The sequence below is a fragment of the Pseudomonas sp. 7SR1 genome (assembly GCF_900156465.1).
Lineage (GTDB): Bacteria > Pseudomonadota > Gammaproteobacteria > Pseudomonadales > Pseudomonadaceae > Aquipseudomonas.
In genome coordinates this window covers 1631641-1644093 of record NZ_LT707064.1, presented here as the reverse complement: position 1 = coordinate 1644093, position 12453 = coordinate 1631641, and the positions used below count along the sequence as shown (strand labels likewise).

General features: G+C 61.5%; 10 protein-coding genes. 6 read left to right on the top strand and 4 right to left on the bottom strand.

Annotated features, from left to right (window positions below; genetic code table 11):
• Window positions 1-24 precede the first annotated feature (24 nt).
• Entirely contained in the window at window positions 25-2916 is a 2892-nt protein-coding gene (locus tag BW992_RS07440; RefSeq protein ID WP_072397312.1) for a putative bifunctional diguanylate cyclase/phosphodiesterase, read from the bottom strand.
• A gap of 259 nt (window positions 2917-3175) precedes the next feature.
• Between BW992_RS07440 and uvrD the strand changes: the two genes are divergently transcribed.
• The 3 genes from uvrD to BW992_RS07425 all read left to right on the top strand — a co-directional run bounded on the left by uvrD (window position 3176) and on the right by BW992_RS07425 (window position 7078).
• Window positions 3176-5359 (top strand): DNA helicase II, encoded by a 2184-nt coding sequence (gene uvrD / locus BW992_RS07435; protein WP_072397314.1) that lies wholly within the window; start codon window positions 3176-3178, stop codon window positions 5357-5359.
• 296 nt (window positions 5360-5655) lie between these two features.
• A complete protein-coding gene (locus tag BW992_RS07430; RefSeq protein ID WP_072397321.1) occupies window positions 5656-6531 on the top strand; it encodes a Tim44 domain-containing protein in 876 nt (291 codons plus the stop codon).
• A 139-nt stretch (window positions 6532-6670) separates the two neighbouring features.
• Window positions 6671-7078, top strand: coding sequence for an SMI1/KNR4 family protein (locus BW992_RS07425; protein ID WP_072397323.1), 408 nt, complete (start codon window positions 6671-6673; stop codon window positions 7076-7078).
• A gap of 13 nt (window positions 7079-7091) precedes the next feature.
• On the opposite strand, the gene BW992_RS07420 is transcribed toward BW992_RS07425, so the two are convergent.
• Window positions 7092-8855, bottom strand: a complete 1764-nt coding sequence (locus BW992_RS07420) for a cation:proton antiporter (protein WP_072397325.1) — start codon at window positions 8853-8855, stop codon at window positions 7092-7094.
• Between the two features lie 259 nt (window positions 8856-9114).
• On the opposite strand from BW992_RS07420, the gene BW992_RS07415 reads away from it, so the two are divergent.
• Window positions 9115-9600: an acyl-CoA thioesterase gene (locus BW992_RS07415; protein ID WP_072397327.1), complete on the top strand. Its 486-nt coding sequence runs from the start codon at window positions 9115-9117 to the stop codon at window positions 9598-9600.
• Window positions 9601-9621: 21 nt separating this feature from the next.
• On the opposite strand, the gene pdxY is transcribed toward BW992_RS07415, so the two are convergent.
• Window positions 9622-10494: a pyridoxal kinase PdxY gene (gene pdxY, locus BW992_RS07410; RefSeq protein ID WP_072397329.1), complete on the bottom strand. Its 873-nt coding sequence runs from the start codon at window positions 10492-10494 to the stop codon at window positions 9622-9624.
• Between the two features lie 119 nt (window positions 10495-10613).
• Here pdxY and BW992_RS07405 point away from each other — a divergent pair, with 119 nt between their 5' ends.
• Window positions 10614-11036 (top strand): DUF3301 domain-containing protein, encoded by a 423-nt coding sequence (locus BW992_RS07405; RefSeq protein WP_072397331.1) that lies wholly within the window; start codon window positions 10614-10616, stop codon window positions 11034-11036.
• A 12-nt stretch (window positions 11037-11048) separates the two neighbouring features.
• On the opposite strand, the gene BW992_RS07400 is transcribed toward BW992_RS07405, so the two are convergent.
• Window positions 11049-12014: a CobW family GTP-binding protein gene (locus tag BW992_RS07400; protein WP_072397333.1), complete on the bottom strand. Its 966-nt coding sequence runs from the start codon at window positions 12012-12014 to the stop codon at window positions 11049-11051.
• A 28-nt stretch (window positions 12015-12042) separates the two neighbouring features.
• On the opposite strand from BW992_RS07400, the gene BW992_RS07395 reads away from it, so the two are divergent.
• Window positions 12043-12396, top strand: a complete 354-nt coding sequence (locus BW992_RS07395) for an NADH:ubiquinone oxidoreductase (protein WP_072397335.1) — start codon at window positions 12043-12045, stop codon at window positions 12394-12396.
• Window positions 12397-12453: the final 57 nt, after the last annotated feature.

The window sequence follows — 12453 nt, the reverse complement described above, 5'->3', positions numbered from 1 at the left end:
GCCCGATTCCATGCCGCATGCGCGTCATGTAGCAGAGGTGAGCCATGAATCGCCCGGCTTGTCGCGCAACAACGCGGCCAGGCCTTGGGACTCGAGCGGACGACTGATGAGGTAGCCCTGCACTTCATCGCACTGTTCAGCCTTCAGGAACGCCAGCTGGCCCTGGTGCTCGACACCCTCGGCCACCACCTTGAGCGACAGGCCATGGGCCATGGCGATGATCGCCCGGGTGATCGCAGCATCCTCGCCGCCCTCTTCCAGCCCACGGATGAACGCCTGGTCGATCTTCACGTAATCCACCGGAATACGCTTGAGGTAGCTCAGCGAGGAATAGCCGGTGCCGAAATCGTCGATCGCCAGCTTGACCCCCAGGTCTCGCAGTTGCTGGAAGGTGGCGATGATGTGTTCGACGCTGTCGAGCAACTGGCTCTCGGTCAGTTCCAATTCCAGGCAATGAGGAGCCAGGCCGGTTTCTTCCAGCACTTGCCGCACGAGGCTGACCAACTTGCCCTGGCGCAACTGATGCACCGACAGATTGACCGAGACCCTGATAGGCGAAAGCCCCTGGCGCTGCCATTCGCACGCCTGCCAGCAGGCCTGGCGCAACACGAACTCGCCAATCGGCCCGATCAACCCGGTCTCTTCGGCCAGGCCGATGAACTCCCCCGGCGGTACCCGGCCCATGGTCGGATGATCCCAGCGCACCAAGGCTTCGGCGGCGTTCAGACGACCGGTCGCCAGGCACAGCTTGGGTTGGTAGAACACCTTCAATTGCTGTTCTTCCAGGGCCTTGCGCAGTTGGTTTTCCAGCTGCAGCCGCTCCAGCGTACTGGCTTGGAGGCTGTCGGTGAAAAACTGGAAGTTGTTGCCTCCCAGGTGTTTGGCATGTTGCATGGCCATGTTTGCCTGGCTGACCAGGGTGGCGACTTCACGCGCGTTATCGGGTAGCAGGCTGATGCCGATGGAGGCGCTGACCACCAGCTCATGGCCTTCGATGGTCAGCGGCAGGCGCAACTTGGCGGACAGGCGGGTCGCCACCCGGGCCAGGCTGGAAAGATTGCCGTAGGCATCGAACAGCACCCCGAACTCATCGCCGGACAGTCGGGCGATGGTGTCGGCCTCGGGCAACGCGTTGATCAGGCGCCGGGCCATTTTCTGTAGCAACTGGTCGGCAATGTCATGCCCCAGGCTGTCGTTGAGCAACTTGAAGCGATCCAGGTCGATATGCAGCAATGCAAGGCTGCGCCGCCCTCCCTGTCGCACACGCTGGTGGGCTTCATGCAACCGCTCGCGGAACAGCGACCGGTTCGCCAGCCCCGTCAGTTCATCATAGTGGGTGAGGTAGCGCATCCGCTCCTCGGATTCGCGCCTCGCCGAAAGATCGGCGAAGAAGCCCACAATATGACTGACATTTCCTCGTACATCGCGCACGACGTTCAGTTGCAGCCATTGCGGGTACAGCTCGCCGTTGGCCCGAGCCTCGACCAGTTCGCCCTGCCAGGTGCCGTGCGCCTTGAGGGCCTGGCGAATGACCGGATAGTGCCGCCGGGCGTCCCGACTGCACGGAAGATCCACCACGTTGCAACCCAGCATGTCATCGATATTGAACCCGGTGACCCGGGTGAATGCCTGGTTGGCGGCCAGCAGTGCGTAGTTGGGATCGAAAATCACGATGCCTTCGCTGGCGGCCTCGAACACCGTAGCAGCCAATTGCCGCTGCTGTTCCAGCTCTTTGCTGGCGCTGATGTTTCGTCGAGTGCCGACCATCCGCAACACCCGGCCGCTGGCGCTGCGTTCCACGGCCCGCCCGCGGTCTTCGATCCACACCCAGTGCCCGTCGCTGTGGCGAATGCGATATTCGATCTGGTAGTCCTCGCTACGGCCCTTCAGATGCTCGATCAGGGCTCGCTTGAGCGCTGGCAGATCTTGTGGATGCAGGCGGGGCGTGAGATGGCTGAGCATCGCCGTGACGTATTCGCGCTCCAGCCCGAACAACTCCTTGAGCTGGGTATGGTGGACTTCGTCGGTTTGCAGGTTCCAGTCCCACAACCCCAGCTCGCTCGCCTTGAGGGCCAAGGCCAGGCGCGCCTCGCTCTTGCTCAGGGCCTGGCTGGCCACCTCCAGTTCAAGGCTGCGCTGGGCCACGCGCGCCTCGAGGCCAACCTGGGCGGCGCGCAACCGCTCTTCGGCGAGACGACGCTGTTCGACTTCCCTGGCCAACGCCTCGTTGAGCTGCGCGCTACGAATCTGTGTCTGCTGCAGATGTTCGATCAATGCCTGATTCTGGAAACGTCGCAGCATGCCGTTCTGCATCAGTCGATTGACCTGCCAGGCCACCACGCTCAGCGATACCAGAACAGCCAGGCCGAGCCAGCCCCATCCGTGCTGCTGCTGGTCGTCGCCCCAGAACAGGAAACCGATCGCCGGCAGCAGGCAGGGCAAGGTAAAAGACAGGTAGGCGGGAAGGCTCACCGCATAGGCGACACTGGCCGACAGGGTGGCCGCGCCGATCAGGCCGAACACCCAGGCCTGTTGCTGGAAGTTGTCGGTCGGGGCCAGGGCGATGCCGGCAATGGCCAGCGTCAGGCCGGTCATCGCCGAGCCCAGCAAAAACATCCGCAGCCAGATGGGATGCGCCTGGCGGCCCGGGATCGCCGAATCGAAGGCAGCCACCTGGATCACCCTCAGCGCCACCAGGGACAACAGCCACACCAGCCAGACGCTGACCAGGACATAGCGTGACGGATCCCACAACAGCGCCGCGCAGACCAGGCCGTTGACCAGCATGAACAAGGTTGGCAGCAGCGAGCCCTGGTACAGCAACCGTGTACGCTCTACCGCCATCTCCGTGGCGTACTGCTTGCGAATGACCCGCGGTTCCACACAAGGGCCCGCCAGATCGGAATTGAGGGTCATAGGCACTGTTCTTGTTCTTATCACAGGGGCACGGAGAACCCGAAAGAGCACCGAGCATACACAAGCCCGGGCTTATCCCACACTGCCGAGGCTCATAAAAATACGCAAAAAATTCGCCATTGCGACGTTCCTCGAACGCTGCGCACGAGGCCTGGCAACGCTCCTGCACCATGACTGACCGGTCATCCCCGACCGGTCTTTTATCGGTTGCTGCAAAGCTTGGTTTGCCCGGGGTGACGCCGCGCCCTAGAATGCCCCGATGCGCGATGATCTCTCCCTTCTGCTGAACTCCCTCAACGACGCCCAACGCCAGGCCGTAGCCGCCTCCGTGGGCCGTCAGTTGGTCCTGGCCGGTGCCGGCTCCGGCAAGACCCGAGTGCTGGTGCACCGTATCGCCTGGTTGATCCAGGTCGAGAACGCCTCGCCTCATTCGATCCTGTCGGTGACCTTTACCAACAAGGCCGCTGCCGAGATGCGTCATCGCATCGAGCAGTTGATGGGCATCAACCCGGCCGGCATGTGGGTCGGCACGTTCCACGGCCTGGCGCACCGCTTGCTGCGGGCGCACTGGCAGGAAGCCGGCCTGAGCCAGACCTTCCAGATCCTCGACAGCGACGACCAGCAGCGGCTGGTCAAGCGGGTGATCCGCGAGCTGGGCCTGGACGAACAGCGCTGGCCCGCCCGCCAGGCCCAATGGTTCATCAACGGTCAGAAAGACGAAGGCCTGCGACCACAGCATATCCAGGCCAGTGGCGACCTGTTCCTGGCGACCATGCGCGGCATCTATGAAGCCTACGAGGCGGCATGCCAACGGGCCGGCGTCATCGATTTTTCCGAGCTGCTGCTGCGGGCTCTGGACCTGTGGCGCGATCATCCGGGCCTGCTGGAGCATTACCAGAAGCGCTTCAGGCATGTCCTGGTGGACGAATTCCAGGACACCAACGCCGTGCAGTACGCCTGGTTGCGCCTGCTGGCCAAGGGCGGCGACAGCCTGATGGTGGTGGGCGACGACGACCAGTCGATCTATGGCTGGCGCGGCGCCAAGATCGAGAATATCCACCAGTATTCAGCGGACTTCCCCGACGCCGAGGTCATCCGCCTCGAACAGAACTATCGCTCGACCGCCGGTATCCTCAAGGCTGCCAACGCACTGATCGCCCACAATACCGGGCGCCTGGGCAAGGAGCTGTGGACCGACGGCAATGAAGGCGAAGCGATCAACCTGTACGCCGCGTTCAACGAACACGATGAAGCCCGCTATGTGGTGGAAACCATCCAGAGCGCGCTGAAGACCGGCCTCTCCCGCAGCGACATCGCCATCCTGTATCGCTCCAACGCCCAATCCCGGGTCCTGGAAGAAGCCCTGTTGCGCGAACGGATCCCCTACCGGATCTATGGCGGCCAACGCTTCTTCGAACGAGCCGAAATCAAGAACGCCATGGCCTACCTGCGCCTGCTGGAGGGCCGCGGCAACGATGCCGCCCTGGAGCGGGTGATCAACGTGCCGACCCGTGGCATCGGCGAAAAGACCGTCGAGGCGATTCGCGAACACGCCCGCCATAGCCACGTATCCATGTGGGAAGCCATGCGCCAGCTGGTGGCCAACAAAGGCGTGACCGGCCGCGCCGCCGGCGCCCTGAAGGCCTTCATGGAGCTGATAGACGACCTGGCGGCCAAGTGCGCAGAGATGCCGCTGCACCTGATGACCCAGACCGTTATCGAGCAGTCCGGGCTGATTGCCTACCACGAGGCGGAAAAAGGCGAGAAAGGCCAGGCCCGGGTGGAAAACCTCGAGGAACTGGTCAGCGCCGCGCGCAACTTCGAGAACACCGAAGAAGACGCCGACCTGTCGCCGTTGTCGGCCTTCCTGGGCCATGCTTCCCTGGAGGCGGGCGATACCCAGGCCGACGAGCATGAAGACAGCATCCAACTGATGACTTTGCACAGCGCCAAGGGCCTGGAATTCCCCTACGTCTTTCTGGTGGGCATGGAAGAAGGCCTCTTCCCGCACAAAATGAGCCTGGAAGAACCGGGGCGCCTGGAAGAAGAGCGGCGCCTGGCCTACGTGGGCATCACCCGGGCCATGCAGAACCTGGTGCTGACTTACGCCGAAACCCGACGCCTGTACGGCAGCGAAACCTACAACAAGGTGTCGCGTTTCGTACGCGAAGTACCGAAGGGCCTGATCCAGGAAGTCCGGTTGTCCAACAGTGTCAGTCGACCATTCGGTGGCAGCCAGTCGCAAGGCACCAGCAGCCTGTTCGGCGGCAGCGATATCCCGGAGACCGGCTTCAGCCTGGGCCAGACCGTGCGCCATTCGGTATTCGGCGACGGCGTGATCCTCAATTTCGAAGGCGCCGGCGCCCAGGCCAGGGTCCAGGTGAACTTCAGCGAAGGCAGCAAATGGCTGATGCTGGGGTACGCCAAGCTGGAAGCGATCTAGAGAGTTGTGTAGGCCCCTGTGGGAGCGAGCTGGCTCGCGATAGCCGTCGGTCAGTCAATATGGATGCTGACCGAGACACCGCTATCGCGAGCAAGCTCGCTCCTACAGTTTTCTGGAAAATATTTCCGATAGAACTTGTTCCTCTTTCCTACAGCCCAAAGCGAACAAGCCCTCTTGCGCGATTGAAGCTGAACCTAACCTGTCACGCAAAAGCCCGAAACACTCTGCCGCTAGCCAGCAACAGTTCACCTGTGCAACATGGCGCGCGTGCTATCCACAAATGGGAATGCCTTTATATGAAACGTTTTCTTAGCATCGCCATGGCGTTGTGCATCGGCCTGACGATGGCCATCGACGCCAATGCCGCCAAGCGTTTTGGCGGTGGTAAAAGCTCGGGCGCGGCCCCGACTCACCAGACCAGCCAGATGGCGCCGTCCTCTGCTGCCGGGTCCACTGCCGCCACCGCAGGCGCGGCCGGTGCCGCTGGCGCCGCCACCAAGGCCAGCGGTGCTTCGCGCTGGCTCGGCCCATTGGCCGGCATCGCGGCCGGCGGTCTGCTCGCTTCCATGTTCATGGGCGATGGCTTCCAGGGCATGCAGATCTTCGACATCCTGATCATGGCGGTCATCGCCTTCCTGGTCTTCCGCTTCATTGCCGCCCGTCGTCGCAAGCAGCAGGAGCAATTCGCCCCGGCCGGCCATGCACCGATGCAGCGTGAAGTATTCAACCAGCAGCCTTCCGCCGGCTCCATCTTCGGTGGCTCGGCCGCTCCGGTGGCCGCCCGTCCAGTGATCAACGCTCCGGCCTGGTTCAACGAAGAGCGTTTCGTCGAAGCCGCGCGTACCCACTTCCAGTCCCTGCAGCAACACTGGGACGCGAACGAAATGGACAAGATCGCCGAGTTCGTGACCCCGCAATTGCTGGAGTTCCTCAAGCGCGAGCGTGCGGAACTGGGTGACGGCTTCCAGTCCACCTACATCGACAACCTGCAGGTACAACTGGACGGCGTCGATGATCGCGCCGACAAGACCATCGCTACCCTGACCTTCAGCGGTGTATCGAAGAACTCTCGCTTCGACCAGGGCGAAGCGTTCAGCGAAAGCTGGAACATGGAACGCGCCCAGGGCGACAACCAGCCTTGGCTGGTGGCAGGTATCCGCCAGAACGGTTGAACCTTTGCGCGTTTTGCAGGTTGAAATAAGAGAACCCCGGCTCAGGCCGGGGTTTTCTATTTCGCGGTTGCATCTATGGCGAGCTACTGTATAAACCGCTCCATACAAACCGCGCCATCGAGAAAGAGGATCCCCGGACGTGGAAGAAATTATCGAACAACTGCGTGAAGCCAACGAACCCGTACCGGTTCCACTGGAGTTGCCCGACGAAGACCTGCTGGTAGAAATCGAAGAACAGCTGTTCATCGACATCCCGTTTGTCTTCAGAGAGTTTTTGCTGACCGTCAGCGATGTCGTCTATGGCAGCCTGGAGCCGGTGACCGTCACCGATCCACAATCCCATACCTACCTGCCGGACGTGGCCGCCAACGCCTGGGATGCCGGTGTCGACCGCAGCCTGATCCCGATCTGTCAGGACGGCGACGACTACTACTGCGTCGAAGAAGACGGCACCGTCGTGTTGTGGCAGGCCGAAGACGAGTTGCTTGCCGAGGAAACCTGGGAGTCCGTCTGGCACTGGGCACGGGATGTCTGGCTGGAGAGCTGACCCCCTGGGCCGGTCAATGCCCGGACGACTCCTTGTGGTTGTCCAGGGTCTCCAGCAAGGCCACCTGCATCCTGGTGTGCAACCGGACGAACCAACGCCAGAGCAGTGCCGCTACGGCCGTTGCCACCACTGCAATCAATGCCAGCAACTTGTTGGTCGGCAGGATACTGGCCGACAAGGCTGCCAGGAGCAGGAAAATCACCAGCAGCGAAAGGATCGGGATCACTTCGGCGATCACCCGACGTACGCGCTGGGTATGGCGGCCGGCCATTTCCGCCTTCACCCCCATCTCTGCCAGCATCATCGACAGCGCCTTGAGCTTGCGGTACGCGGCGATCAGGAACGGCAGCGACAGTAGCAGCGCCCCACCCCAGATCAATGCTTTCTGCCAGCTTGGGTCGCTGATCCAGGCTTGCATATGAACCGACATGCGCTCGGCAAAATAGCCGCCCGAGACAAAGATCGCGATCACCAGGGCCAGGTTGATGCCTACCTGCAACAAGATCCGCCTGATCATGGAAGCGATCAACGCATTCTCACCGTGGGGCTGGATGTTGCGCAGCCACTCGCCATACATCCCCAATACCCGCGACAGCCGTTGCGGTACCACGGTCGCCAATTTGACGGACAACGGATCCGCGGCTCGGATCAGGTAAGGCGTCAGCAGCGTGGTCAGCACCGAGACGGCGACTGCGACCGGGTAAAGGAAGTCGCTGGTGACCTGCAGGGTCATCCCCAGTGAAGCGATGATGAAGGAAAATTCGCCAATCTGTGAAAGCCCCATCCCTACCCGCAGCGATGTGCGTCCGTCATTACCAGCGATAAAGGCACCCAGGCCGCAGGAAAGCATCTTGCCCAGTACCACCGCGACCGTGATCACCGCGATCGGCCAGGCATACTGCAGCAGGATGACCGGGTCGAGCATCAGGCCTATGGCCACGAAAAAAATCGCACTGAACAGATCGCGTACCGGTTCCACCAAGCGCTCGATCTTCAGCAACTGTCGGGACTCGGCCATGATCGCACCGATCAGGAAAGCCCCCAGCACCATGCTGTACTCAAGCTTCACCACCAACAGACAGAAGCCGAAACACAGGCCCAGGACGGTGATCAGCAGCATCTCGTTGCTGTCGAATTTCGCCACATAGGCCAGCAGCCTCGGCACCAGCAAGATGCCAATCACCAGCGCGACGATCATGAACAGCGAAAGCTTGCCGACCGTGGAAAACACCTCGCCGGAGCTCACCGTACCGCTGACAGCGATGCTCGACAGCAAGGCGATGATACCGATGCCAAGGATGTCCTCGACGATCAATACCCCGAAGATCAACTGGGCGAAACGCTCGTTCTTCATCTTCAGGTCGTTAAGTGCCTTGACGATGATCGTGGTCGAAGAGATCGCCAGGATCGCGCCCAGGAACAGCGAGTCCATGGTGCTCCAGTCGAACCAGCGGCCTATTTCATAACCGATCCAGATCATCAACACGATTTCGAGGAACGCGGCGATGAATGCCGTGGCACCCACCTTGAACAGCTTGCGCAGGCTGAATTCCAGGCCCAGGCAGAACATGAGGAAGATCACCCCGAGCTCAGCGAGGGTCTTGATCGTGTCTTCGTCGTGGATGAAGCCAAACGGCGGTGTATGGGGACCGATGAGGAAACCGGCAACGATGTAGCCCAGCACCACCGGTTGCTTGAAACGATGAAACAAGACCGTCACCAGCCCGGCTGCCAGCATGATGATCGCCAAGTCTTGAATGAAGTTGATGGCATGCATCTGTAGGGCTCCCTGTCGCCGACTGGATAAGTCCGTTTCTCTTGTAGGAAATGCCCTCGCGATGGGCTTTTGCAGGTTAACACCGCGACTTCTGACAAAAAGACGGTGCAATATAAGGAAACAGATCCATCGACGCGTGACGGCAGCCACAGGCGCAGCGTCCCGATATCGGTGGTTTTGCAAAAAGGTCGAGCAGGCCACTGACCAGCGCCCGCAGAGGTGCACTTCCCTAATCGCTGCCTTGATCCGTGAGAACGTTATGGAACCCGGAAACGCCCAACTGTCGATGACGGTGTTGATGACCCCCGATATGGCCAACTTCTCTGGCAATGTCCACGGCGGCACCCTGCTCAAATACCTCGACGAAGTCGCTTATGCCTGCGCCAGCCGCTACGCTGGCCGCTACGTGGTGACCTTGTCGGTGGATCAGGTGATTTTTCGCGAGCCGATTCACGTCGGTGAGTTGGTGACCTTCCTGGCGTCGGTGAACTACACCGGCAACACCTCGATGGAGGTGGGCATCAAGGTGGTGACCGAGAACATCCGCGAGCGCTCGGTTCGCCATACCAATAGCTGCTTCTTCACCATGGTTGCGGTGGACGACCAGCGCAAACCCGCCCCCGTACCGCCCTTGCAGCCACAGAACAGCGAAGCCAAGCGCCGCTACGAGCAAGCCCAGCAACGCCGGCAGATTCGCCAGGAGCTGGAGAAGCGCTATCAGGAGATCAAGGCGGACGCGCCTTGACGGAAGCTGGAGCGGTGTCGGTCACAAGTGGATCGGCACAGCCTCGAACCGCACACGTGGATGGGTGATGCGATCCTGGGCGCGCACCAGTTGCAATTCATAACTGGCGCACGCCTGGGTTTCCAGCAATACCTCATGCACCGCGGCGGCAGTGAATTCAAGCGCCGCCACCAGGCTGTCACCCAGCAGTATCCGCGCCAGAAACAATCCGGATGTCAGGTCGCCTACCCCCACCGGCTGACGCGGGAATGCCAGCAATGGTCGCCGCAGGTGCCAGTTGCCTTCGGCGGTTACCAGCAGCATTTCGAAGCTGTCCTCGGCCTTGCCAGGATACGCCAGGTGCTTGACCAGCACGGCCTTGGGACCACGAGCCAGCAGCGCACGCGCCATGCCCAGGCAGTCGAGCAGCGATTGCGCCTTGCGCCCGGAAAAACTGTCCAGTTCCAGTTGGTTCGGGCACATCAGATCCGCTACCGCGGCGGCCTCTTCCAGCAGGAACTCGCTCACCTCGGGCGCGACGATGCAGCCCTTCTCCGGATGCCCCATGACCGGGTCGCACAAGTACAGCGCCTTGGGATTGGCAGCCTTGATCCGGGCCACGCCGGTCAGGATCGCCCGACCCTGGGCCGCGCTGCCCAGGTAACCGGAGAGAACCGCATCGCAATGACCCAGCTCGCCAATCGCCGCAATACCTTCGATCAATGCCGGTATCTGCTGGGGCGCATGAACTTCCCCGGCCCATTGGCCATACTGGGTGTGATTGGAAAACTGCACGGTGTTGAGCGGCCAGACGTTGACCCCGACCCGCTGCATGGGAAACACGGCGGCGCTGTTGCCAGCATGACCGAATACCACGTGAGACTGTATGGCGAGCAGATGAGGCGTACGTTTCATGCGGGTGGTTTCCGTAAAACGATTGAAATTCAAGCCGCGCAGTATGCGACTAAACACAGCCTGTACGACAGACCGGCGACACAGTTAAGCTGACGGCAACTTGTTGGAGCACTTCGTTCATGCTGACTCTTGGAAACATCTTCGTGCTGATGCTGCTGGCTACCGGTGGCGCCTGGTTGTGGCACAACCACGGCTTGCGCGAACGGGCATTGGCGAGGGTCATGCAGCATTGTGCCAACCTCAGGATCGAGCTGCTGGATGGCAACGTCGCGCTGAAGAAGATCGGGTTTGTGAAGGATGCCAGTGGCCGACGGCGCCTGGCGCGGATCTACAATTTCGAGTTCACAGTCACTGGCGAGTCCCGCCATTCGGGCACTATCACCCAATTCGGCGCCCACAGCGCACACATCGAGCTGGCGCCGTATCCGATGCCGTTCGAAGAGTCGCCCGAAACCTTGGCTGAACCGGTCCAGGCCAGGCCTCGGGCCGAGGTCATCGAGTTGAGCCAATGGCGGCAGGAACACAACAAGTGGAAGCCTTGAACCACCGCTGACTCATGACCGTCGGCAATTGGCCAGGCCAACCTGCAGGGTCGGAACGTCTTGCGGCTCGCCGAAAATCAATTCAAGCCGGGAATCCTGCCGCCACTCGCTGCTTTGCCAATCCAGCGCCGCCCCCTCCAGTGCATTGGCTGAAACCCAATCCTCGGTGCTGTGGATAACCAGCTTCGCCCGCTTCCAGACCTGACCTTGCAGCCATCGCGTCAGTGCCGCCGTGTCGAAACGCTGGCTCGGATGCCAGCGCCAACCGATGCTCCAGCCCCCCTCCTGCTGCTGGTGCAGGCAGATCGGCACCGTTGGATCGCTCCAGACAGCCGGGAGCTGACCCACGTCCTTGGGCACGTTCAAGTTACCCACAACCCCGCCTCCCGTTGCGGCCAGGCCCGGCAAACGGCTGATGGGCAAGTTCGCCTGCTGTGTCCAATACGATGGAATCGCCGGCAGCCGCTCCATCACGCGGGCACGATCGGCGTCCGTGAGACCTTCGGATTTGTTCAGCACCAGCAGTCCGGCGGTGGGAAGCGTCTGTCGTTGCGCATCAGCCAACGGCTTGTCGTCTGACAATGCCCGGGCGTCCAGCACCAGCACGCATGGCTGGACCGCCAGCACGCCGAGCCACGGCGCTTGCCGCAATTGGCGCATCAATTGCGCCGGATGACCGAGGCCCGAAGGTTCGATGAACAATCGGTCCGGCCGGGCCTTGCGTAATAATCGACCGAGGCCAACCTGAAACGGCGCACCGTTGACGCAACACAGGCAGCCTCCGGCAACCTCCCCCAGTGCGATACCATCGGCCGCCTGGGTCAGTAGCGCAGCATCCAGGCCGATCTGGCCGAACTCGTTGATGAGCACGGCCCAGCGTTCGTCGGCCGGGCGCTGGGCGAGCAATTGTCTGATCAGGCTGGTCTTGCCAGCCCCCAACGGCCCTGCGATGACATGGGTGGGAATGTTCTGCAGCATGGGCGACGGCTTTCGATGGAGGTGAAAAATGCGGGTGATTGGCTGCTTATTACTGGCACTGGCTTCGAGCGAGGTGCTGGCCCAGGCTTGCGTGGTCCATAGCCAGGCGGAGCGGCTCGACGTGAAAGTATGCCAGCAGAACCGCAGCATTCCACCAAAGCTGTTCGCCGACGGGTTCTGCCAGCCAAGCCTGGCCGGGCAGAAAGTCGAGGTGCAATACGTCGATCAGTGTCCTGGCGGTGCGTTCGGCATCTGCAGCGACGCCCAGGTGGCCAATATGCCCTATCGCCAGGATATTCACTATTACGGTGTGGCCAGTGACGCCGCCTACCTCAAGCCGTTCTGTGAAGGGAAAAACCAGGGAAGCTGGCTCAAACCCTAGGCGCTATGCGAAGTCCCGTGAGGAAGGCCAGGCAGGCGAAACGGGGCGCGGCCGAGT

What these genes read in the sequence shown, in the direction of transcription:
- pdxY (WP_072397329.1), bottom strand. Translation starts at nt 10,494, where the DNA reads ATGAAACGTACGCCTCATCTGCTCGCCATACAGTCTCACGTGGTATTC.
- BW992_RS07420 (WP_072397325.1), bottom strand. Translation starts at nt 8,855, where the DNA reads ATGCATGCCATCAACTTCATTCAAGACTTGGCGATCATCATGCTGGCA.
- BW992_RS07405 (WP_072397331.1), top strand. Translation starts at nt 10,614, where the DNA reads ATGCTGACTCTTGGAAACATCTTCGTGCTGATGCTGCTGGCTACCGGT.
- BW992_RS07430 (WP_072397321.1), top strand. Translation starts at nt 5,656, where the DNA reads ATGAAACGTTTTCTTAGCATCGCCATGGCGTTGTGCATCGGCCTGACG.
- BW992_RS07440 (WP_072397312.1), bottom strand. Translation starts at nt 2,916, where the DNA reads ATGACCCTCAATTCCGATCTGGCGGGCCCTTGTGTGGAACCGCGGGTC.
- BW992_RS07400 (WP_072397333.1), bottom strand. Translation starts at nt 12,014, where the DNA reads ATGCTGCAGAACATTCCCACCCATGTCATCGCAGGGCCGTTGGGGGCT.
- BW992_RS07415 (WP_072397327.1), top strand. Translation starts at nt 9,115, where the DNA reads ATGGAACCCGGAAACGCCCAACTGTCGATGACGGTGTTGATGACCCCC.
- uvrD (WP_072397314.1), top strand. Translation starts at nt 3,176, where the DNA reads ATGCGCGATGATCTCTCCCTTCTGCTGAACTCCCTCAACGACGCCCAA.
- BW992_RS07395 (WP_072397335.1), top strand. Translation starts at nt 12,043, where the DNA reads ATGCGGGTGATTGGCTGCTTATTACTGGCACTGGCTTCGAGCGAGGTG.